This is a genomic window from Pseudoflavonifractor capillosus (assembly GCF_016899775.1).
In the GTDB taxonomy this organism is placed as follows: domain Bacteria; phylum Bacillota; class Clostridia; order Oscillospirales; family Oscillospiraceae; genus Lawsonibacter.
The window spans coordinates 1-21,198 of sequence record NZ_JACJJE010000009.1; the positions used below are offsets into that span (position 1 = coordinate 1).

The window sequence follows — 21,198 nt, forward strand, 5'->3', positions numbered from 1 at the left end:
AGATGTGTATAAGAGACAGCCTGGAGGGGGTGCGGGTGGCCCTCACCGGCACGCCGGCCATCCAGGCCCGCCTGCGCCGCCCCCTTATTGATCTGGGGGCCCGCCCCTTCTCCCTGATGACCACTCGGGTGGTGGAGCAGGAGAGAAACTTCGACTGGAACCTCCTCGCCCAGGGCCCAAACTGGGTGGTGCTCACCAGCCAGAACGGGGTAGAGCGCTTCTTCCGGGCCCTGGACCGGGCGGATGTGGACCTGCGCGCCCTGGCCTCCTGCCGCTTTGCCGTCATCGGCCCCGCCACCGGGGCCGCCCTGCGCCGCCACGGGATCTCCGCCGACCTGTGCCCGGAGGTCCACACCACCCAGGGACTGGCGGACGCCCTGCTGGAGCGGGTCTCCCCCGGAGAGCCGGTGCGGCTGTTCCGCTCCCAGCTGGGCTCCCGGGAGCTGTACCGCCGCCTGGCGGAGCGCTTCCCGGTGGAGGACGTCCCCCTCTATGCCCTCCGGCCCGACAACACGGACCCGGCCGCTCTCCAGGCCCGGCTGGAGGAGGCGGACTACCTCCTTCTCTCCAGCGCCAGCGGGGTGGATTTTTTGCTGGATACCGGCGTGACCCTCCCTCCGGGCCTCACCTGCGTGTGCATCGGACCGGTAACCGCCAAGGCCCTGGCCGCCCGGAGCGCCGCTCCCTTCCTCACCGCCCCCGATATCTCCGCGGAAAGCGTGGTTCAAACTCTGGCGGACCACGCCGCGCAGTCCGGGAGGATATAAGGGCGCTCTCAGTTCCGGCCCGGCGTCAAAAAATCCGCCCTCCAAAGTGAGGGCGGATTTTATTGATACGCAAACCCCGCAGTCCTTGGAATGCAAAGACTGCGGGCGGAGATGGGCGGCTTCGCCGCCCTGAGCATTAAAATAGAAATGCCGAAGGGTGGAGGCCGCCTCCGGCGGCCGGAACCCAAGCCGGAACCCAAAATGGAAGGGATCGTAAGAGCGGATGACGTCTTTTTTTCCTCGGGCATAAAAAGACGTCGGAGCAAAGCGAACTTTGCTCCGACGTGGCGCAGAAGGAGGGATTCGAACCCTCGCTCGGTTTAACCCGACTACTCCCTTAGCAGGGGAGCCCCTTATAGCCACTTGGGTACTTCTGCATGGCTGTAAGTCGTCAACACATATTTACCTTTGCCCGAGAAAAAGTGGCGGAGAGAGTGGGATTCGAACCCACGGCTCTTGACGAGTCACCGGTTTTCAAGACCGGCTCCTTAAACCACTCGGACATCTCTCCTCGTCTTTTCAATCAGAGGCGAGTAATATGTTATCATAGCAAACGGGTTCTGTCAAGTATAAAATCCTGGAATCCGGCACAAATCTGTCAAATGATTTCCAAACCGGATCAGCCCTATCTTATGCCGGTTCCGCCCACCCTATCCTCAGCCCGCTCCCGACAGGAGCGCCGGGGACTGCGCCGCCCCTTTGGGTCAGTGCGGAAAATCCCTCGAATTTATCTTGAAATTCCCTCCCTTCTATTGTAAAATGAATCGGATATGCTCAAAACAGCACCCGGCAGTCTGGAGAGGAGGCGCGTACAGTGAGCATGACAGTCATTCGGTCGGTGGACCCCAGAAGCCCGGCCCATCGTGCGGGCCTGCGCCCCGGTGAGACCCTGCTGGAGGTCAACGGCCACCCGGTGGCGGACGTGCTGGACTACAAGTTCTACACCTACGACCCCAAGCTCGCTCTGGTCCTCCAGGAGCCCAATGGGAACCGCCGCACGGTGCGGGTCCGCAAGGAAGAGGGGGAGGACCTGGGCCTGGAGTTTGAGACCTACCTCATGGACCGGGCCCGCTCCTGCGCCAACAACTGCATCTTCTGCTTTGTGGACCAGATGCCCCCCGGGATGCGGAAGAGCCTGTACTTCAAGGACGACGACGCCCGGCTCTCCTTCCTCATGGGCAACTACCTGACCTTAACAAATCTGTCCCAGCGGGAGGTGGAGCGGATCATCGCCCTGCGCATCTCCCCCATCAACGTATCCGTCCACACCACCGATCCGGAGCTGCGCTCTGAGATGCTGAAAAACAAGCGCGCCGGGGAGGGCATCGCCATCATGCGCCGCTTCGCCCAGGCCAGCATCACCATGAACTGCCAGATCGTCTCCTGTCCCGGGATCAACGACGGCCCCGCCCTGGACCGCACCCTGCTGGATCTGGCGGACATGGCCCCTGCTGTCAACAGCATCTCCGTGGTGCCGGTGGGGGTGACGAAATACCGGGAGGGCCTCTACCCCCTGCGCCCCTATACCCAGGAGGAGGCCGCCGCCCTCATTGACCAGGTGGAGGCCTTCGCCGCCGCCCATAAGGCGCAGCACGGCACCTCCCTGGTGTGGTGCTCTGATGAGTTCTACCTGCTGGCCGGGTGTCCCCTGCCCCAGGAGGACTACTACGAGGAGTTCACCCAGCTGGACAACGGGGTGGGCATGCTCCGGCTGCTGCGGCAGGAATTTTGCCGGGGACTAGACCTGATGGAGCCCGAGGAGATGGAGGGGACCACCCCCTTCTCCATCGCCACCGGCGTGTCCGCCGCCCCATTCTTAACGGAATTGATAGGCCTGGCCCGGGAAAAATGTGGTAAAATAGAGGGGACGGTGTACCCCATCCGCAACGAGTTCTTCGGGGAGACCATCACCGTGGCCGGCCTGGTCACCGGCGGCGACCTGATCGCCCAGCTGCGGGGAAAGCCCCTGGGGAAGCGGCTGCTCATCCCCCAGAACATGCTCCGCCACGGGGAGCGGGTCTTTTTGGACGACGTGTCCCTGGACGACGTGGAGCGGGAGCTGGGGGTGCCGGTCACGCCCGTGGCCCAGGACGGGTACGAGCTGCTGGACGCCATGTGCGGCCTGGAGGTCCCTCCCATGGAGCAGGTACAGCTGCGGGAGGAGACGGAATACTTTCAATATAATCCAGGAGCGAGATAATGCAGAATGCAGGAAGGCAGAATAGGGCGGAAAAACAAACCGTTATCTTCGGATTGAAGACCTTCTGGGAAAGAAGTCATAAAAAATAAATATGAATTCCGCCAAAGGCGGACACCATCATTCTGCATTCCTGCATTCTGCATTCTGCATTGTGTTCGGACTGCTGTGGAGTTTGGAGTGAGAAAATTATGAAGCCATTAGTAGCCATCGTGGGCCGCCCCAATGTGGGCAAGTCCATGCTGTTCAATAAATTGTGCGGCCAGCGGCTGTCCATCGTGGAGGACACCCCCGGCGTCACCCGGGACCGGATCTACGCCCCCTGCGAGTGGCGCAACCGGGTCTTCGATCTGGTGGATACCGGCGGCATTGAGCCGGGCACCGACGACCAGATTTTATCTTTCATGCGGGAGCAGGCGGAGATCGCCATTGCCAACGCCACCGTCATCGTCTTTGTGTGCGACGTAAAGACGGGCATGACCGCCTCCGACCAGGAGGTGGCCAACATGCTCCTGCGCTCGGGCAAGCCGGTGGTGCTGGCGGTAAACAAGGCCGACCAGGTGGGCCGGGAGAACCCGGACATCTATGAGTTTTATAACCTGGGGCTGGGAGACCCCATCCCCGTCTCTGCCGTCCACGGCCACGGCACCGGCGACCTGCTGGACGCCTGCTTTGAATATTTTCCGCCGGAGGACGAGGAGGAAGTGGAGGACGACGTGATCAAGGTGGCCATCATCGGCAAACCCAACGTGGGCAAGTCCTCCCTGGTCAACCGCATTCTGGGCGAGGAGCGGGTCATCGTCTCCGACATGGCGGGCACCACCCGGGATGCCATCGACAGCTACTTTGAAAATGAGAAGGGCAAGTTCTGCTTCATCGACACCGCCGGCATGCGCAAAAAGTCCAAGGTGGACGACCGGATCGAGAAGTTCTCCGTCCTGCGCTCCACCATGGCCATTGAGCGCAGCGACGTGTGCCTCATTCTCATCGACGCCCAGGAGGGGGTCACCGAGCAGGACACCAAGGTGGCCGGCCTGGCCCACGAGGCAGGCAAGGCCTGCATCATCGTGGTGAACAAGTGGGACGCCATCGAGAAGGACGGCAAGACCATGGACAAGATGCGCCAGGAGGTCATGCGGGATTTAAGCTACATGACCTATGCCCCCATCGTGTTCATCTCCGCCCTGACCGGCCAGCGGGTGGACCGGCTCTTTGAGCTGATCACCTATGTAAACAACCAGGCGGCCATGCGCATCACCACCGGCATGCTCAACTCGGTGCTGGCCGACGCCACCGCCCGGGTGCAGCCCCCCACGGACAAGGGCCGCCGGCTGAAGATCTACTATATGACCCAGGTGGGCATCAAGCCCCCCCACTTCGTCTGCTTCTGCAACGACGCAAGGCTGTTCCACTTCTCCTACCAGCGGTATCTGGAGAACCAGATCCGTGCCACCTTCGGCCTGGAGGGCACCCCCGTGCGGCTGACCATCCGGCAGAAGGGCGAAAAGGAGGGGTGAGAGGATGGAGAGTACGCTTACCTTTTTGGCCGACTATGGGGCGGACCTGTGGTTCCCGGCCCTGGTGACAGCGGCGATCGCCTACTTCTGCGGCTGCTTTAACGGGGCGGTGATCGTCTCCAAGTATATCCTGCGGGACGACGTGCGCAACCACGGCAGCGGGAACGCGGGCCTCACCAACTTCTACCGCACCTTCGGCGGCCCTCTCACCTTCGTGGTCATCCTGTGCGATGTGCTCAAAGCAGTGGTGGCCATTAAAATGGCCGTGTGGCTCACCGGGCAGCTCCTCCCCCTGGGGAGCATAGAGGTGCACAGCGCTGCAAATGCCCTGGCGGAGTACTGGGGCGGCCTGTGGTGCCTGCTGGGACACATGTTCCCCTGCATGTTCCACTTCAAGGGGGGCAAGGGCATCCTCTCCGGCGGCGCCATCGCCATTATGATCGACTGGCGCATCGCCCTGGTGGTGTGGGGCGGCTTCCTCCTTCTGGCGGTTCTGACCCGGTATGTGTCCCTGGGCTCCTGCTGGGCTGGGGCCAGCTTCCCCTTCGCCACCTGGTTTGTCTACCATGACGTCTTTTTGACCGTGTTCGGCGCCTGTTTGGGCTGTCTGATCCTGTACATGCACCGGGGCAACATCCAGCGGCTGCTCTCGGGAACAGAAAACAAGTTTTCGCTGCACCACAAGAAGGAATAGGGGCGGCCGCTGGCCGCCCGCAAGGGTATGGATTTTCAGGCGGCCAGAAGCCGCCTTTACAGAGAGGAAGGAAACGACGTGAAAATCACGGTAGTGGGCAGCGGCGGCTGGGGGACGGCCCTGGCCCTGGTGCTGGAGGAAAACGGGCACGATGTGACTCTGTGGTCTCACCGGCCCGAGAAGGCAGAGGAGTTGAAGCGGACCCGGGAGAACCCCATGCTCAAGGGGGTGCAGCTGCCGGAGTCCCTGCATCTCACCGCCGATCTGAATGCCGCCGGGGAGAGCGAAGTGGTGGTGATGGTCACCCCCTCCTACGCGGTGCGGGAGACCGCCGCCAAGCTGCGGTTGATCGTGAAGCCGGGGACGGTGATTGTCTCCGCCTCCAAGGGCATTGAGCGGGGAAGCTCCCTGCGCCTGTCCCAGGTCATTGACCAGGAGCTGGGCGGAAGCTGTCCGGTGGTGGTGCTGTCCGGCCCCTCCCACGCGGAGGAGGTGGGCCGCCATATCCCCACCGGCGTGGTGGCGGCGGCGGAGCGGCTGGAGCATGCGGAGCTGGTCCAGGATCTGTTTATGAACCCCCGCTTTCGAGTGTATACCAGCAATGATCCCATTGGGACGGAGATCTGCGCCGCCCTGAAAAATGTCATCGCTCTGTGCGCCGGCTGCACCGACGGCATGGGCTGCGGGGACAACACCAAGGCCCTGCTGATGACCCGGGGGCTGGCGGAGATGGCCCGGCTGGGGGTGGCCCTGGGCGGGAAGAAGGAGACCTTTACTGGCCTGGCCGGAGTGGGCGACCTGATCGTCACCTGCTGCTCCATGCACTCCCGGAACCGCCGGTGCGGCATTCTCATCGGCCAGGGCAAGCCGGTCCAGCAGGCGCTGGATGAGATCGGCGCGGTGGTGGAGGGCTACTACGCCGCCGCCAACGCCCGGACCCTGGCCCAGAAGGCCGGCGTGGAGATGCCCATTGCCCAGGCCGCCTATGAGGTGCTCTATGAGGGCCGGGACCCCAAGCTGGTGGTCATCGACCTGATGGGCCGGGCCAAGCGCTCGGAGCTGGAGGAGTCCTGGTCCTAGCGTCCCATCCCCACCGCCTCTGAGAAAGCAAAAAAACTGGACCCGAAATCGGGTCCAGTTTTTTACTTTGATTTCATGGGAGAAGCCGCAGCTCAGCACAGCTTCATAATCCAGCCGTGGGGATCGGGCAGGCGGCCCCACTGGATGCCGGTGAGCTCGTCGTACAGGCGCTGAGTGACGGGGCCGATCTGGTTGTTGCTGACGGTGACCTTCTTGTCGCCCTCGGCCAGCTCGCCGATGGGGGACACCACGGCGGCGGTGCCGGTGCCCCAGGCCTCCTCCAGCTCGCCCTTCTCGGCGGCCTCAAAGAGCTCCTCGGCAGAGATGCGGCGCTCCTCCACCTCATAGCCCCAGTCCTTCAGCAGCTGGATGCAGGAGCGGCGGGTGATGCCGTCCAGCACGGAGCCGTTCAGGTCGGGGGTGAGGATCTTGCCGGCCACCTTGAACATCACGTTCATGGAGCCGACCTCCTCGATATACTTGCGGTGGACGCCGTCCAGCCACAGCACCTGGCTGTAGCCCTGGGCCTCAGCCCGGTCGCCGGCCCGCAGGGAGGCGGCGTAGTTGCCGCCGGTCTTGGCGGTGCCAGTGCCGCCCTTGACGGCGCGGACGTCCTGGTCCTCCACATAGATCTTCACCGGGTCCAGCCCCTCGGGGTAGTAGGCGCCTACAGGGCAGACGATGACGATGTACTGGCAGTGGTGGGAGCTGTGCACGCCCAGGGCGGCGTCCAGGCCCACCATAAAGGGACGGATGTACAGGGAGGTGTCCTTCTCATGGGGCACCCAGTCCTGCTCCACCTTGACCAGCTCGGTGATGCCGGCCAGGGCCAGGTCCTCGGGGATCTGGGGCAGAGCCATACGCTCGGCGGATGCGTTCATCCGGCGCACGTTGTCCAGGGGGCGGAACAGCTGGATGGAGCCGTCCTCGGTGCGGTAGGCCTTCAGACCCTCGAAGATCTCCTGGGCATAGTGGAGCACCTTGGCCGCCGGGTCGATCTGCAGGGGGGCGTAGGGGACGATCCGGGGATCGTGCCAGCCCTGACCGGCGTCATAGTCCACGATGAACATGTGGTCGGTCATGCTCTTGCCGAACACCAGGGTGGAGGAGTCAGGCTTCTCTTTCAACGTCTGCGCGCGGGTAATTTTGATCTCTTGCATGTTGGAACAGCCTCCTAAGGTAATAAAATGTAACAGGCTTAGGGTCGTCCCCCCATCATGTCCCCGTCCCTTTTACAGGCGGGGCCTCTCCCGGGGGCCGGCTCTGCTCTGCAGCAGCGCTGCAAAAAACACGCTTGTGGCCTTTATTATATCAGTCTTTTTCTTTGGTTGCAACGGCTGGACCGGGGCTGTGAGCACTTTTTCTGTATTTTTTTGGTGCCCGATTTTCCTTTCTGATCCAACCGCCTCCATGGAATCGAAGTTTTCATTTCCGCCCCCCACTTCTCTTGTGGTTTTGGTTGTATTTCCTCCCGCAATCTGCTATAATAAAGTGCTGATTTTATCCCCATGGCTTTGGAAGGAGGGTCCCTTCTTGAATCGAAAGTTGCCCCAGCTGCTTCAGCCCAGCCTGCAGCTCTATTTTATCTGTCTGATTCTGTTCGCCCTGGCCTCCGCTATGTTCAGCCTTCCCCTGGCAATTCTGGAACTGGCGGTGGTGGTGCTTCTGGCCCTCTACCACCGCAGCAGTCTGAGCAAGCGCCGCCGGGAGATCACCAAGTATATCGAAAACATCACCGGCAATGTGGACATCGCCACCAAGGACACCATGGTGAACTCCCCCCTGCCCATGATCATCTTCCGGCCGGAGCGCGGGGACATCATCTGGACCAATGACCGCTTCCTCCAGCTCACCGGCGAAAAGGAGCACCTGTTTGACGCCAAGCTGGAGACAGTCCTCCCCGATTTCGACACCCGCTGGCTGCTGGAGGGAAAGAGCGAGTGCCCCGACGAGGTGAAGCTGGGGGAGCGCCGCTTTCTGGTATACGGCCATCTGGTGCGGGCCAGCGAGCGGGGAGGCGGCTTTCTGGCCACCACCTACTGGGTGGACGTGACCGAGCTGGCCAACACCCGGGACCGGTACCAGGCCAGCCGGCCCGCGGCTGCGGTTTTGCTGCTGGACAACTATGAGGACCTGATGAAAAACCTCACGGAGAACCAGCGCTCCACCATTTACTCCGAGATCAACGCCCGGCTGGACGCCTGGGCGGCGGGCACCGGCGGCATGCTCCGGCGCATGGAGCGGGACCGGTACCTGTTCCTGTTCGAGCAGCAGTACCTGTCCCGGTTCGTGGACCAGAAATTTGACATTCTGGACACCATCCACCAGGTGGTCAGCCCCAGCGGCCTGTCCGCCACCTTCTCCATCGGCATCGGCGTGGACGGCGACTCCTTCCAGGAGCTGCTCCAGTACGCCAACCTGTCCATTGAGATGGCCCTGTCCCGGGGCGGCGACCAGGCGGTCATCCGCAACAAGTTCACCTTTGAGTTCTTCGGCGGCCGTTCCAAGGAGACGGAGAAGCGCACCAAGGTCAAGAGCCGGGTCATGGCCAACGCCCTGTCCGCCCTGGTGTCCGACTCCTCCTGCCTGTTCATCATGGGTCACCGCTCCCCGGACAACGACTGCATCGGCGCCGCCGCCGGCGTGTTCGCCATTGCCCGGAAGAGAGGGGTCCCCGCCCACATCATTCAGGAGCCGGGCTCTCCCCCCTCCAAGGTGCTCACCGACCGCCTGATGCAGCTGCCGGAGTATAAGGACTGTTTCCTCTCCTCCCAGGAGGCGCTGCTCCTCATGGACAACCGCTCTCTGGTGGTGGTGGTGGACACCAACCGCCCCGAGCAGGTCCAGTCCCAGGAGGTGCTGGAGTCCTGCAACCGCATCGCGGTCATCGACCACCACCGCCGGGCCGCCACCTATATCGAAGGTGCCGCCCTCAACTACCACGAGCCCTACGCCTCCTCCGCCTCGGAGCTGGTCACCGAGCTGCTCCAGTATATCGCCGACCCCACCGACCTGACGCGGGCGGAGGCGGAGGCCCTGCTGGCGGGCATTGTCCTGGACACCAAGAACTTCTCCATGCGCACCGGCGGCCGCACCTTTGAGGCGGCGGCCTTCCTGCGCCGGGCCGGGGCGGACACCGCCGAGGTCAAGAAACTCTTTCAGAACGACCTGGCGGGCACCATCGCCAAGTACGCCATCATCCAGAACGCCAAGCTCTACCGGGACCAGATCGCCATCGCGGTGGTGGACCACACGGTGGGCCGGGTGACCGCCGCCCAGGCGGCGGACGAGCTGCTGAACATCATCGGCATCGACACCTCCTTCGTCCTCTACCCGGACGGGGACCGGATCATCGTCTCGGCCCGTTCCATTGGGGACACCAACGTACAGGTCATCCTGGAGAAGCTGGGGGGCGGTGGCAACGCCGCCGCCGCCGGAGGCCAGATCCAGGGCAAGACGCTGGACCAGGTGGCCCAGGAGCTGGCCCAGGCCATCGATCAGTACCTGGAGGAGTAATGCAGAAGGCAGAATGCAGAAATGCAGAATGAATTCAGCGCACAGGTTTCATCTTACAGTTTGAAAGGAGCCCTTGGAATGAATTCGCAAGGTTTCTGGCGCCGCAGAGAGACACGGATAGCCATATATGCGATTCTCTTTTTGTGCTGTTTGATTCTGATTTTCGCCTCGGAATTCCTGGGCAGAGCCATTGTTAGTTTTGGAAAAAGCAGCTGGCCTACAGAAGATGTGTACCGGACTGCTGCCATGGTGCGCCAGGCTGGGATCTTGACCGGAGGGATCTCCGGCTTGGGACTGGTCCTTGAGTCCTCCAAGCTTGGAGAAAAAAACCAGGATTCCACTGTTTAAATGCGGCTTTGTCCCTAGTAGACAATGATAGAATCCCATCGATGCGTAGGGGCGGCTCCTGGCCGCCCGCCGCAGTTTTAAACCGGGCGGCCGAAGGCCGCCCCTACACCCTACACAGCGTATCTTCTCATCTTTTTATTACCAATCGACATTAGGAGGAACTGAACATGAAAGTGATTTTGCAGCAGGACGTGCGCGGCCAGGGCAAGAAGGGCCAGATGGTGGAGGTCTCCGACGGATACGCCCGGAACTTCCTGCTCCCCCGGAAACTGGCTGTTCTGGCCACCGCTGAGAACGTGAACACCATGAAGCAGCAGGAGAAGGCCCGCAAGGCCCAGGAGGCCGCCGAGAAGGCGGAGGCCGAGGCCCTGTCCAAGAAGCTGGAGGGGCTCACCGTAAAGGTGGCCGCCAAGGCCGGCGAGGGCGGCCGCCTGTTCGGCGCCGTCACCGCCAAGGAGATCTCCGAGTGCCTCTCCCAGCAGCACGGCGTCAACATCGCCAAGGCCAAGCTGGTGCTGGACGAGCCCATCAAGTCCTGCGGCGGCTATCAGGTGAAGGCCAAGCTGGGGTATGAGGTCACCGGCATCGTCAACGTGGTCGTAACCGAGGAAAAATAAGCCTTTTGGCTTATTTTTCCTCTTAATGCAGAAGGCAGAATGCAGGAATGCAGAATGTGAGGGCATCCATGCGAGAAAATGTCATCTTGGAAAAAAGCTTTGCCTTTTCTGTCCGCGCAGTCCGAGCATATCAGCATCTAGCAAGCGAAAAAAAGAGTACGTACTCTCGAAACAATTCCTGCGCTCTGCCACCAGCATCGGTGCAAATGTACATGAGGCAAATAATGCCCAGAGTAAAAAGGACTTTATTTCCAAAATGTACATTTCCTATAAAGAGGCCACAGAAACGGAATATTGGATCAAGTTGTTGACTGAAACAGAGTATTTTACAGACGCAGAGGGCAGCAGCCTGCTGACAGACTGTGTGGAATTGAAGCAGATTTTAACCGCCATTTTAAAAAGCGCAAAGCGGTCGGTATAATTCATTCTGCATTCTGCATTCTGCATTCTGCATTATCTGGGGGTGGTTGAACATGCCAATGGAAGACGAGGAGCTGCTGCTCAAGCAGCTGCCCCACTCGGTGGAGGCGGAGCAGGCGGTGCTGGGCTCCATGCTCATCGACGCCCGGTGCGTGCCCGAGGTCATCGACCAGCTCCGTCCCGACGACTTCTATGTGAAGCAGAACCGGGAGATCTATGAGACCATCTACTCCATGTTCAACTACTCCCTCACCATTGACCCGGTGACGGTGCTGGAGAACATGAAGCAGAACGGGGTGTACGACGAGAACACCTCCCGGGGCTATCTGCTCCAGCTCATGGACACCACTCCCACCGCCGCCAACGTCAAGGAGTACATCGGGATCTTAAAGGACAAGACCCTGCTGCGCCGGGTGGCGGAGACGGCTGGAGAGCTCACCGTTCTCATCCAGCAGGGCACTGAGACCGGCCAGGACGTGCTGGAGGCGGCGGAGCAGCGGATCTACGCCATCCGTCAGGGCCGGGCCGCCCAGGGGCTCACCCCCATCTCCCAGGTGCTGCTGGATGTGTACGCCCGGCTGGAGGAGCTGGCCGCCAGCGATTCGGCCATTCCCGGCCTCTCCACCGGCCTGACCGATCTGGACCGGGCCATCTCGGGCCTTAACAAGTCCGACCTGATTCTGCTGGCCGCCCGCCCCGGTATGGGCAAGACCTCCATGGCCCTGAACATTCTGCTTGAGGCGGGCAAGAAATCCGGAAAAAATGTCGTCTTCTTCTCGTTGGAAATGAGCCGGGAGCAGCTGGCCCTCCGTCTCATCTCCAGCGAGTGCTTTGTGGACAACAAGAAGCTGGTCACCGGCAACCTGGCCCCGGAGGACTGGGAGAAGATCATGGTGGCCACCGAGTCCCTGAACCGCTCCCACATCCTCATCGACGACGACTCCACCGTGTCGGTGGCCGACATCCTGGCCAAGTGCCGCCGGGTGGACAACCTGGGGCTGGTCATCATCGACTACCTTCAGCTGATGCAGTCCGCCGGCGGGCGGCAGTACTCCGGCGAAAACCGCCAGCAGGTGGTGTCCGACATCTCCCGGGCCCTGAAGATCATGGCCAAAGAGCTGGACGTGCCGGTTCTGTGCCTCAGCCAGCTCTCCCGCGCCAACGAGAGCCGCAGCGACAAGCGGCCCATGCTCTCCGACCTGCGTGAATCGGGCGCCATCGAGCAGGACGCGGACATTGTCATGTTCCTGTATCGGGAGGGCTACTACGACAAGGAGACCCCCAACCCCAATCTGGCCGAGTGCATCATCGCCAAAAACCGCCACGGAGAAACCCGGACGGTGGAGCTCCAGTGGCTGCCCGAGTTTACCACCTTCGGCAACATGGAGTGGCAGCACGAGGAGTACTGACCGTATTTTCAGGAGGAATTATGACCGATCCCATGGTCCAGCTGATTCGGGAATACCGTCTGATCCCTCCGGGAAGCGCCGTGCTGTGCGCCGTCTCCGGCGGCGCGGATTCCATTTATCTGCTCCACCGGCTCTGGCGGCTGCGCCGGGAGCTGAATTTCACCCTGGCGGCCGCCCACTTCGACCACCGGCTCCGGGGTGCGGAGTCCGCCCAGGACATGGAGTTTGTCCGGGAGTTTGTCTCCCTGTGCTGCGGCCGGGAGCGGACGCTCCGCCCGGACGGAACCGTGGAGACGCTGCCTCCGGTGGAGCTGTTCACCGGCTCCGGCGATGTGGCGGCCCGGGCCAAGGAGACCGGCCGTGGCCTGGAGGAGACCGCCCGGGAACTGCGGTACGCCTTTCTCCGGAAAACCGCCCGGACCGCCGGTGCCCAGTACATCGCCGTGGCCCACACCGCCGGCGACAACGCCGAGACGCTGCTGTTCCATCTGGCCCGGGGGACCGGCCTGCGGGGGCTGTGCGGCATGGCCCCCAAAAACGGGGACCTGATCCGCCCCCTGCTCACCACCACCCGGGGGGAGATCGAGGACTACCTGCGCTTCTGGGGACTCCCTTGGCGGGAGGACCCCTCCAACCGGGAGGACGTCTACGCCCGGAACCGGCTCCGCCACCGGGTGCTCCCTGAGCTGGAGGCCCTCTACCCCGGGTTCCTGGTGCGGCTGACTGACACCGCCCAGCGGCTGCGGGAGGACGAGGACTGCCTCACCGCCCAGGCGGAGGAGGCCCTGGAACGGCTCCAGGAGGAGGTGGACGGGACCCTCTCCCTCCCGGCGGAGGATGTGGCCCGGCTGCCCCAGCCCCTTGCCGTCCGGGCCGTCCGGGCCCTGCTGGCCCGGGCCAGCGGCGGAGATGACCGGTGCTCCGCCGCCCATCTGGAGGCCCTGACGGACCTGTGCCGCACCCAGGACCCCTCCGCGCAGATCGACCTGCCCGGGGGGCTGACCGCCCGGCGGGAGTACGGCCGCCTGGTCCTCACCCGGCTGGCCTCTCCCCCTCCCCTCTCCGCCGTGGAGCTGGCGCTGCCCGGCCTGACCCGGGCCGGGGACTGGGAGATCACCTGCACTCTGGAGCGGTACCGCGGACAGCCCCAGCGGCCCCTGGACTTTTTTTTGGACCGGAGCGCGGCCCCGGCCCTCACCGCCCGCTCCCGGCAGGTTGGCGACCGGCTGACGCTCCCCGGACGCCCCGGACGTCCTCTGAAGAAGTGGTATGTGGACGAAAAAATTCCCCGGACGCTGCGGGACCAGCTCCCCGTCCTGGAAAGCGGCGGACGGGTGGCCGGAGCGGCCGGCCTGGGACCGGACGCGGCGTTTTTGCCCTCAGAGAGGGGCGAAGCCTGGCACATCCGCCTGGTCCATCCGAAATTCGGAGAAAAAAACTGAAAAAACGCCTGGTTTTGAAGGCTGGGCTGTGGTATTGTATTGCGAGGAGGAACCAAACATGCTAGAGAAAGATATTCAGGAGGTCCTATTCACCGAGGAACAGCTGGCCCGCCGGGTGGGTGAACTGGCCCACCAGATCACCCAGGACTACCAGGGCCGGGAAATTGTGCTCATCAGCGTCCTGCGGGGCTCCTTCGTCTTTATGGCGGACCTGTGCCGCCGGATCGACCTGCCCTGCACCGTGGACTTTATGTCGGTGTCCTCCTACGGCACCGGCACCTCCTCCAGCGGCCAGGTCCAGATCACCAAGGACCTGTCCGGCAACATCGAGGGCAAGGACATCCTCGTGGTGGAGGACATTCTGGACTCGGGCAACACCCTGAGCTATCTGCTGCGGGTGCTGGAACAGCGGGGTCCCGCCTCTGTCCGCCTGTGCACCCTGCTTGATAAGCCGGACCGCCGGGTCAAGCCAGTGGAGGTCCACTACTCCGGCTTCACCATCCCCGACGCCTTTGTGGTGGGTTACGGTCTGGACTACGCCGAGCACTACCGCAACCTACCCTACATTGGAATTTTAAAGCCGGAGGTCTACGGGGGCTGAACTCCCCCTTCTCCGGCACGGCGGCTGGCGGACTGCCCATCAAAACCGCCGGAAAGGAAGTGCATCCCCTTTGAAGCGATTCAGTTCCCGGGACGTGATCCTCTATCTGATGCTGATTCTGCTGATGGTCTTTGCCGTCACCACGCTCCAGCGGATGGATCAGTCCAGAGATCCCACCTACGGCCAGGTGCGGACCCTGTTTGAACAGGAGCGGGTCCAATCCTTCTCCCTGGAGGGCAACAACCTCACCCTGGAGGTTCGGGGGGAGGGCGACACTACCAGCACCCTCCACTACGAGGTGGCCAACCTCTATATCTTCTACAATGACCTGCACGAGCTCATCGACCAGCAGCGGGCCAGCGGCGTGCTGGTGGACTGCGACTACAAACCGGGCATCGAGTCCAGCTGGTGGTTCGGCCTGCTGCCCTACCTGATTATCATTCTGGTGGTGGGCGCCTTCTGGTATATGATGTACCTGCGCCAGGCCAACGCCAACTCCGGCGGCGGCCCCGGCCCCAGCCGGTTCGGCCACGCCCGCACCCGCACCCTGGCCGACCAGGGAAAGAAGGTCACCTTCAACGATGTGGCCGGGGCGGACGAGGAGAAGGAGGAGCTCCAGGAGATCGTGGAGTTTCTCCGGGACCCTCAGAAGTTCATCGCCCTGGGGGCCCGCATCCCCAAGGGCGTGCTGCTGGTGGGCCCTCCGGGCACCGGCAAGACGCTGATCGCCAAGGCGGTGGCCGGGGAGGCCGGTGTTCACTTCCTGTCCATCTCCGGCTCCGACTTTGTGGAGCTGTACGTGGGCGTGGGCGCCAGCCGGGTCCGGGATCTGTTTGACCAGGCCAAGAAGGAGGCCCCCGCCATCGTCTTCATCGACGAGATCGACGCGGTGGGCCGCCAGCGCGGCGCCGGCCTGGGCGGCGGACACGACGAGCGGGAGCAGACCCTGAACCAGCTGCTGGTGGAGATGGACGGCTTTGCCTCCAACGAGGGGGTCATCGTCATGGCCGCCACCAACCGCCAGGACATTCTGGACCCCGCCCTGCTGCGCCCCGGCCGCTTTGACCGGCAGATCTATGTGGGACTCCCCGATATCCGGGGCCGGGAGGAGATTTTGAAGGTCCACGCCCGGAAGAAACCCCTGTCCGAGGACGCCTCCCTGTCGGATATCGCCAAGGCCACCGCCGGCTTCACCGGCGCCGACCTGGAGAACCTGCTCAACGAGGCCGCCCTTCTGGCCGCCCGGGCCAACCAGCGGTTCATCACCATGTCCGACCTCCACGAGGCCATGATGAAGGTCATCGCGGGCCCGGAGAAGAAGAGCCGGGTGGTCACTCCCCTGGCCAAGCGGCTCACCGCCTACCACGAGGCGGGCCACGCCGTTGTCATCCACGAGCTGCCCACCCAGGACCCGGTGCACCAGATCACCATTATTCCCCGGGGCCCCGCCGGCGGCATGACCATCTCCCTCCCCCAGGAGGACCGGGCCTACCAGTCCAAGGCGGAGCTGGAGGAGCACATCGCCGTGTGCCTGGGCGGCCGGGTGGCCGAGCAGCTGGTGCTGGGGGATATCTCCACCGGCGCCTCCAATGACATTCAGAAGGCCTCCTCCATCGCCCGTGCCATGGTCACCAAGTACGGCATGAGCGAGAAGCTGGGCACTATCGCCTACGGCAACGAGAGCGACGAGGTCTTTATCGGCCGGACCATGGCCCAGGCCCGCAGCTACTCCGAGGATGTGGCCGGCCTCATCGACGAGGAGGTCAAGTCCATTGTGGACCGGGCCTACGCCCGCTGCGAGGAGATCCTCACCCGGTGCCGGCCCCAGCTGGAGCTCACCGCCCAGTATCTGCTGGCCCATGAGACCATGAGCGGCGCTGAGTTCGCCAAGGTGTTTACCGACCCCGAGGCCGAGGAGTTCCTGGCCCTGCCCAGCGCCACCTGAGACATCCACCTGTGTACAACTCTGCCCCGCGTCTATTTCTGGACGCAGGGCAGTTTTTTCGTCTCCGGACGGCCGCCCCCATCCCTCCACGGCTCCATAGCCCACTGATGCCGGTGGACGGCGGTCCTCCCCGAAATCATTCTCCAGTGTTCTCTGTCCTGATTCACAGACACCGGTCTGTCCCCGCCTCCTCACGGTGGCTTCCATTCCCCTGCCGACCGCCCATCCCGCACCGGGATTCTCCTCTCAATGCAGAAAACCGCGCCCTCCATCGAAGGAGAGCGCGGTTTTGGGCAGATTGGAAGCTGTGCCGGAACCTGCGGCGATCAGGACGCTCCGAACCAACCCATGGGGACCTCCACCAGGAAGGGGAAAATCGCCAGGGCGAAGCAGAGAATCGTCTGAGAAATGAAATAGGGCATTGTCGGACCAATGATCTTATCCATCTTCACATTGCCTGCGGCGCAGGCGACATTCAGAACCGGTCCCACAGGGGGGGAGGTCAGGCCCAGCACGTTCATCAGCACGAAGCACACGCCGAAGTAAACCTTGTTGATGCCGGCTGCCTCCACCAGAGGGATCATGATGGGGGTCAGGATCAGAATGCTGGGGGTCACGTCCATGGCCAGGCCCACCACAATGACGATGAGCATGAGGACGATCATCAGCAGAGTCCGATTCTCCACCAGGCCCTCCAGGCCGCCGGTGAGGATCTGGGGAATGCGGGAGACAGTCATGTAGTAGGCCGCCACGTTGGCCGCCGCCGCCAGGAACATAACCACAGCGGAGGTCTTGGCCGCGTTGACAAAGACCTTGCCCAGATTCTTGATCTTCAGCTCCCGGTACACCAGCAGGCCGATGAGCAGCGCATAGACACAGGCAATGACGCCGGCCTCAGTGGCGGTGAACTTGCCGGAGTGCAGGCCCACCAGGATGATGACCGGCAGAAGCAGGGCCCAGATGCCGCCGCCGAAGATCCGCAGAGCCTCCTTGGGCGTGGGGGGCACGAAGTGCTCAGTGGTGGGCACCACACCTTTCCGGTGGCTGCGGAAGAACCACACTACACAGGCCACGATGGTCAGATACACGGCAGGGGCGATACCGGCCATGAACATGGAGTTGATGGACACACCTGCGGACACGCCGTACACGATCATGGGCACGGAGGGGGGCATGATGGGGGCCACCAGGTTGGCGCTGGCCACCAGGGCGGAGGACTCCTCACGGTTGTAGCCGGAGCTGACCATCATGGGGATCAGCATGGCACCCAGAGCCGCGCAGGCGGCCACAGCAGAGCCCACCAGAGCGGCAAAGATCAGGCAGGCAAAGATGGTCACGTAGCCCAGGCCGCCGCGGATGCGCCCCAGGAAGATGTTGCAGAAATTGATGATGCGCTTGGTCAGGCCGCCCTGATTCATGATCTCACCGGCGAGGATGAAGAAGGGCAGAGCCATCATGGTCACCGAGTCGGAGCCCTGCATCAGGGTCCGGGCGATGATGGTGGGGTTGGCAACGCCGCCGCCCATGGCCATAGCGGTGCAGATGGCGCACAGCAGCAGGGCCATGGCAATGGGAAGGCCGATGGCAATGCCGGCCAACATGGAAACAATAAAGACGCCGATAATCACTGCAGGCCGCCTCCTTCCGCCGCCGTAGGATCATCCGAATTCCCGTGTCCGGTCAGAAGCTCCATGACCGGCTCCTTTTTCACGATCATACGGTACAGGTTAACAATGGAAATGATAATCACCGATACGCCCAGCAGGACGCCGGCAAAGTGAACCATAAACACCGGGATGTGAGTGGCAACCCAGAAGTCGTTGCGGTTATTCCAGGCGTTGGTGAACGCGCCATTGGTCAAGGTGGCCATCAGCCAGATGATCAGGCCCTGAATAATCACATACAAAATCTTCTGTCCCACCTCAGGCAGTTTGCTGATTAAGGTATCAATCATCAGGTGCTGATTTTCTCTTGCGGCGATGATCGATCCTAAATAAATCAGGTAAATAAAGCAGATCCGGGAGATCTCCTCCGTCTGAGCAAAGCCGATGCCAAACTGACGCAGCACCACGTTCAGGAACGTAAAGAAGATCATGACGCCCAGGAAGATGGCGATCAAAATTTCGATGGCACGAAACAGCTTGTCAACCGCCCCACCCAGGCCGCTGGGTTTACGATTGCTGTCGGACATAAACGAACCTCCTTCTGCATATTCGCGGGCCGCGTCCCGCTGTCGGGGCGCGGCCCGCGGCAGAATCAAAATGATTACTGAACGGCGTTAATCTTCTCGATCAGAGCGGGAGCCCAGTCGGCGTTCTCTTCCAGCAGGGTGTCAATGGTGGGCTGGATGGCGTCGATCATCTTCTGACGCTCCTCGTCGGACAGCTGGGTCACGGTGACACCGGCCTCCTCGATGGTGGCGCGGTCTTCGTCAATGGAAGCAATGTAATCATCCCAAGCCTGGACAGCGGCGGCCTTGGCAGCGTCGCGGACGATCTGCTGCTGCTCTTCGGTCAGAGAGTCCATGGTAGTCTTATTGGCAATGATCTCCAGGGTGGCGATGATGTGGTTGGTCTCCAGCAGGTAGCTCTGGACCTCCTGGAAGCTCTGGTCCACGATGGTGACCATGCCGTTGTCCTGGCCGTCTACGGTGCCGGTCTCCAGAGCGGTGAACAGCTCACCCAGACCGATAACCTGAGCGGAGGCGCCCAGGTCCTCCACAATGCCGATGTGGATGGGGTTGTTGGGCATACGGAACTTCTGGCCGGCAAAGTCATCCACACAGGTCAGAGGCTTGCTGGAGGAGAAGGTGCGGGCGGAGTTGGGGCCCCAGGAGAGCAGCTCCACCTCGGGGAAGAACTCGTTGAAGTCGGCGGTCACCTCGTCGGCCACCTCGCCGGTCCACACGGCCTTGGCGTGCTCCAGATCGCGGTACAGGAAGGGCCAGTCGGAGATGAGCATCTCAGAGAACTCCTGGTTCATGGGGGTGCCCACCACCACGAAGTCCACGGAGCCGTCACGGACGCTCTGCCACAGGTTGGCCTCGTCGCCCAGCAGGCCGTCGTGGTAGACCTCCACAGTGAGCTCGCCGTTGGTCTGCTCCTCGATCTGGGTTTTGAACACATTGTCCAGCGCCGCGGCCATGGGGTGGCTGGCGCCCCAGTTGTCACCGATGCGCAGGGTCTTGGCGCCGCCGCTGCCGCCGCAGCCGGCCGCCACAGTGGCAATCATGCCGGCAGCCAAGAGAACAGAGATCAACTTTTTCACTTTCATGATACATCCTCCTAATCCTTTGCTTTTCTCACAGAAGTATTTCTTTAACGGCTTCACACCGGCCGCTAAATTCAAACATAGGGAACGGGTGCGCGCTTACTCCTCGTCAAAGACGATGACCATCTTCTTCATATCCTTGGGGGGATGGATGATGTTCTCAAAGACCTGCCCCACCTGGCTGAAGGGGATATAGTGGCTCACCATGCCGTCCAGCTGGTACTCGTGCTTGGCAAAGCGCTCGATGGTGGGCTGGAACTGGTTGCAGGACATGCGGGTACCGATGATGGACAGCTCCCGGGTGTTGATCATGGCCTGAGTGATGCCCTCCTGGGCAGTACAGAAGCCCATGGGGACGATGGTGGCACCGTTGGCGGGGATGCCCATCTCCAGCACGGCGGTGAGAGAGCCGGGGTAGCAGGCAGAGTCGAAGATCACATCCACACCGGCGCCGTCGGTGAACTTCTGAACTGCGTCCTTCAGATTCTCCGTTTTGGTATTGACAATGGCGTCGGCCCCGTACTCCTTGGCCCGGGCAAGAGAGGCGTCGTTGATGTCCGCGCAGATCACCCGGCAGCCCTTCAGCTTCAAAGTCTGGAGGATGACGGCGCCGATGGTGCCGCTGCCCAGGACCAGCACGGACTCGCCGCCCTGAATGCCGGCGCGGGTGGTGCAGTGTCCGCCGATGGCGAAGGGCTCGATCAGGGCCGCGTCCTTGAAGGGCATGTCCTGAGGCAGGAGGTACACCTCATGCTCGGGCACAGCAAAATACTCCCGCCAGCCGCCGTCGATGGCGGAGCCGCGGGCCTTGACGGTGCGGCACACGTTGCGGCGGCCCTTCTTGCACTGGGGGCACTCCCCGCAGGCCACCACCAGGTCCACCACCACGTGGTCGCCCACCTTGATGTTCTTCACATCCTTGCCCACCGCCACGATGACGCCGGCGTTCTCATGGCCGGGGACCCGGGGAAATACGGCGTTGGGGTTCTCCCCCAGGAACTGATGGACGTCGGAGCCGCACACACCGGCCGCCTTCATCTGAATCAGCACCTCGCCGTCGCCCGGCTTGGGCACCGGGACTTCACGGATCTCGTACTGCTTGGGGCCGGTAATGACGACTTCCTTCATGGTCTCTTTCATTGCTGTTTACCACCTTTATCTAAAAATTTTCGTTTCCGTGCTTCTGTGACCGGCGCCGGCTTTTGGCAGCTGATAAAATCTCCTCGCCTCTCCGCGCTCGACGATTCAGAGCAGCTTGTCCCACAGATATATCTGCGGGACAAGGGGGTACCCCCTTGTCAAAGACTTGCATTTTGCCTCACTTTACCGGCTGGAGCCTTTTTAATCTACCCATATTCTACAATACTTGTATACT

At 62.3% G+C, this 21,198-nt stretch carries 19 protein-coding genes and 2 tRNA genes; 13 read left to right on the forward strand and 8 right to left on the reverse strand.

The window, feature by feature from the left end; all coding sequences use genetic code 11:
• Positions 1-767: uroporphyrinogen-III synthase (locus tag H6B31_RS04245; RefSeq protein WP_204897363.1), on the forward strand; the 767-nt coding region annotated here is incomplete at its 5' end.
• A 285-nt stretch (positions 768-1,052) separates the two neighbouring features.
• Here H6B31_RS04245 and H6B31_RS04250 read toward each other — a convergent pair.
• A tRNA-Ser gene (locus H6B31_RS04250) sits at positions 1,053-1,144 on the reverse strand.
• A gap of 46 nt (positions 1,145-1,190) precedes the next feature.
• A tRNA-Ser gene (locus tag H6B31_RS04255) sits at positions 1,191-1,278 on the reverse strand.
• Between the two features lie 309 nt (positions 1,279-1,587).
• Between H6B31_RS04255 and H6B31_RS04260 the strand changes: the two genes are divergently transcribed.
• The 4 genes from H6B31_RS04260 (at position 1,588) to H6B31_RS04275 (ending at position 6,255) form a co-directional block, all read left to right on the forward strand.
• Positions 1,588-2,967 carry a DUF512 domain-containing protein gene (locus H6B31_RS04260; RefSeq protein ID WP_207752254.1) on the forward strand — a complete coding sequence of 460 codons (1,380 nt, stop codon included), beginning with the start codon at positions 1,588-1,590 and terminating at the stop codon, positions 2,965-2,967.
• Positions 2,968-3,155: 188 nt separating this feature from the next.
• On the forward strand, positions 3,156-4,481 hold the full coding sequence (gene der, locus H6B31_RS04265; RefSeq protein ID WP_207752253.1) for a ribosome biogenesis GTPase Der: 1,326 nt from the start codon (positions 3,156-3,158) through the stop codon (positions 4,479-4,481).
• A gap of 4 nt (positions 4,482-4,485) precedes the next feature.
• Entirely contained in the window at positions 4,486-5,175 is a 690-nt protein-coding gene (locus H6B31_RS04270; RefSeq protein ID WP_204897365.1) for a glycerol-3-phosphate acyltransferase, read from the forward strand.
• A 78-nt stretch (positions 5,176-5,253) separates the two neighbouring features.
• Positions 5,254-6,255 (forward strand): NAD(P)H-dependent glycerol-3-phosphate dehydrogenase, encoded by a 1,002-nt coding sequence (locus H6B31_RS04275; protein ID WP_346014034.1) that lies wholly within the window; start codon positions 5,254-5,256, stop codon positions 6,253-6,255.
• A gap of 92 nt (positions 6,256-6,347) precedes the next feature.
• On the opposite strand, the gene H6B31_RS04280 is transcribed toward H6B31_RS04275, so the two are convergent.
• Both H6B31_RS04280 and H6B31_RS04285 read right to left on the reverse strand, forming a co-directional pair.
• Positions 6,348-7,415 carry a branched-chain amino acid aminotransferase gene (locus H6B31_RS04280; protein WP_087288500.1) on the reverse strand — a complete coding sequence of 356 codons (1,068 nt, stop codon included), beginning with the start codon at positions 7,413-7,415 and terminating at the stop codon, positions 6,348-6,350.
• A 72-nt stretch (positions 7,416-7,487) separates the two neighbouring features.
• Positions 7,488-7,667, reverse strand: coding sequence for a hypothetical protein (locus H6B31_RS04285; protein WP_204897367.1), 180 nt, complete (start codon positions 7,665-7,667; stop codon positions 7,488-7,490).
• Between the two features lie 121 nt (positions 7,668-7,788).
• Between H6B31_RS04285 and H6B31_RS04290 the strand changes: the two genes are divergently transcribed.
• From H6B31_RS04290 to ftsH, 8 genes are all read left to right on the forward strand, one after another.
• Positions 7,789-9,771 carry a DHH family phosphoesterase gene (locus tag H6B31_RS04290; protein WP_243418835.1) on the forward strand — a complete coding sequence of 661 codons (1,983 nt, stop codon included), beginning with the start codon at positions 7,789-7,791 and terminating at the stop codon, positions 9,769-9,771.
• 21 nt (positions 9,772-9,792) lie between these two features.
• On the forward strand, positions 9,793-10,119 hold the full coding sequence (locus H6B31_RS04295; RefSeq protein WP_204897369.1) for a hypothetical protein: 327 nt from the start codon (positions 9,793-9,795) through the stop codon (positions 10,117-10,119).
• 167 nt (positions 10,120-10,286) lie between these two features.
• The gene (gene rplI / locus H6B31_RS04300) at positions 10,287-10,736 is read left to right on the forward strand and encodes a 50S ribosomal protein L9 (RefSeq protein ID WP_204897370.1); all 450 of its coding nucleotides are present in this window, start codon (positions 10,287-10,289) and stop codon (positions 10,734-10,736) included.
• 25 nt (positions 10,737-10,761) lie between these two features.
• Complete coding sequence (locus H6B31_RS04305) at positions 10,762-11,157, forward strand: four helix bundle protein (protein ID WP_243418836.1); 396 nt, start codon at positions 10,762-10,764, stop codon at positions 11,155-11,157.
• Positions 11,158-11,209: 52 nt separating this feature from the next.
• A complete protein-coding gene (gene dnaB, locus H6B31_RS04310) occupies positions 11,210-12,565 on the forward strand; it encodes a replicative DNA helicase (RefSeq protein WP_204897371.1) in 1,356 nt (451 codons plus the stop codon).
• Between the two features lie 20 nt (positions 12,566-12,585).
• Positions 12,586-14,007 (forward strand): tRNA lysidine(34) synthetase TilS, encoded by a 1,422-nt coding sequence (gene tilS / locus H6B31_RS04315; protein WP_204897372.1) that lies wholly within the window; start codon positions 12,586-12,588, stop codon positions 14,005-14,007.
• A 58-nt stretch (positions 14,008-14,065) separates the two neighbouring features.
• A complete protein-coding gene (gene hpt / locus H6B31_RS04320) occupies positions 14,066-14,608 on the forward strand; it encodes a hypoxanthine phosphoribosyltransferase (RefSeq protein ID WP_204897373.1) in 543 nt (180 codons plus the stop codon).
• Between the two features lie 124 nt (positions 14,609-14,732).
• Positions 14,733-16,553, forward strand: coding sequence for an ATP-dependent zinc metalloprotease FtsH (gene ftsH, locus H6B31_RS04325; protein ID WP_275959837.1), 1,821 nt, complete (start codon positions 14,733-14,735; stop codon positions 16,551-16,553).
• A gap of 326 nt (positions 16,554-16,879) precedes the next feature.
• Here ftsH and H6B31_RS04330 read toward each other — a convergent pair whose 3' ends face one another.
• The 4 genes from H6B31_RS04330 to H6B31_RS04345 all read right to left on the reverse strand — a co-directional run bounded on the left by H6B31_RS04330 (position 16,880) and on the right by H6B31_RS04345 (position 20,963).
• Positions 16,880-18,181: a TRAP transporter large permease subunit gene (locus H6B31_RS04330; RefSeq protein WP_204897374.1), complete on the reverse strand. Its 1,302-nt coding sequence runs from the start codon at positions 18,179-18,181 to the stop codon at positions 16,880-16,882.
• The gene (locus tag H6B31_RS04335; RefSeq protein ID WP_204897375.1) at positions 18,178-18,744 is read right to left on the reverse strand and encodes a TRAP transporter small permease; all 567 of its coding nucleotides are present in this window, start codon (positions 18,742-18,744) and stop codon (positions 18,178-18,180) included. The genes H6B31_RS04330 and H6B31_RS04335 overlap by 4 nt, the downstream gene beginning before the upstream one ends.
• Before the next feature lie 74 nt (positions 18,745-18,818).
• A complete protein-coding gene (locus H6B31_RS04340) occupies positions 18,819-19,826 on the reverse strand; it encodes a TRAP transporter substrate-binding protein (protein WP_204897376.1) in 1,008 nt (335 codons plus the stop codon).
• 96 nt (positions 19,827-19,922) lie between these two features.
• A complete protein-coding gene (locus H6B31_RS04345; protein WP_204897377.1) occupies positions 19,923-20,963 on the reverse strand; it encodes a zinc-dependent alcohol dehydrogenase in 1,041 nt (346 codons plus the stop codon).
• Positions 20,964-21,198: the final 235 nt, after the last annotated feature.

What these genes read in the sequence shown, in the direction of transcription:
- H6B31_RS04260 (WP_207752254.1), top strand. Translation starts at nt 1,588, where the DNA reads ATGACAGTCATTCGGTCGGTGGACCCCAGAAGCCCGGCCCATCGTGCG.
- der (WP_207752253.1), top strand. Translation starts at nt 3,156, where the DNA reads ATGAAGCCATTAGTAGCCATCGTGGGCCGCCCCAATGTGGGCAAGTCC.
- H6B31_RS04270 (WP_204897365.1), top strand. Translation starts at nt 4,486, where the DNA reads ATGGAGAGTACGCTTACCTTTTTGGCCGACTATGGGGCGGACCTGTGG.
- H6B31_RS04280 (WP_087288500.1), bottom strand. Translation starts at nt 7,415, where the DNA reads ATGCAAGAGATCAAAATTACCCGCGCGCAGACGTTGAAAGAGAAGCCT.
- H6B31_RS04285 (WP_204897367.1), bottom strand. Translation starts at nt 7,667, where the DNA reads ATGGAGGCGGTTGGATCAGAAAGGAAAATCGGGCACCAAAAAAATACA.
- H6B31_RS04295 (WP_204897369.1), top strand. Translation starts at nt 9,793, where the DNA reads ATGCAGAATGAATTCAGCGCACAGGTTTCATCTTACAGTTTGAAAGGA.
- rplI (WP_204897370.1), top strand. Translation starts at nt 10,287, where the DNA reads ATGAAAGTGATTTTGCAGCAGGACGTGCGCGGCCAGGGCAAGAAGGGC.
- H6B31_RS04305 (WP_243418836.1), top strand. Translation starts at nt 10,762, where the DNA reads ATGCAGAAGGCAGAATGCAGGAATGCAGAATGTGAGGGCATCCATGCG.
- dnaB (WP_204897371.1), top strand. Translation starts at nt 11,210, where the DNA reads ATGCCAATGGAAGACGAGGAGCTGCTGCTCAAGCAGCTGCCCCACTCG.
- tilS (WP_204897372.1), top strand. Translation starts at nt 12,586, where the DNA reads ATGACCGATCCCATGGTCCAGCTGATTCGGGAATACCGTCTGATCCCT.
- hpt (WP_204897373.1), top strand. Translation starts at nt 14,066, where the DNA reads ATGCTAGAGAAAGATATTCAGGAGGTCCTATTCACCGAGGAACAGCTG.
- ftsH (WP_275959837.1), top strand. Translation starts at nt 14,733, where the DNA reads ATGGTCTTTGCCGTCACCACGCTCCAGCGGATGGATCAGTCCAGAGAT.
- H6B31_RS04335 (WP_204897375.1), bottom strand. Translation starts at nt 18,744, where the DNA reads ATGTCCGACAGCAATCGTAAACCCAGCGGCCTGGGTGGGGCGGTTGAC.
- H6B31_RS04340 (WP_204897376.1), bottom strand. Translation starts at nt 19,826, where the DNA reads ATGAAAGTGAAAAAGTTGATCTCTGTTCTCTTGGCTGCCGGCATGATT.
- H6B31_RS04345 (WP_204897377.1), bottom strand. Translation starts at nt 20,963, where the DNA reads ATGAAAGAGACCATGAAGGAAGTCGTCATTACCGGCCCCAAGCAGTAC.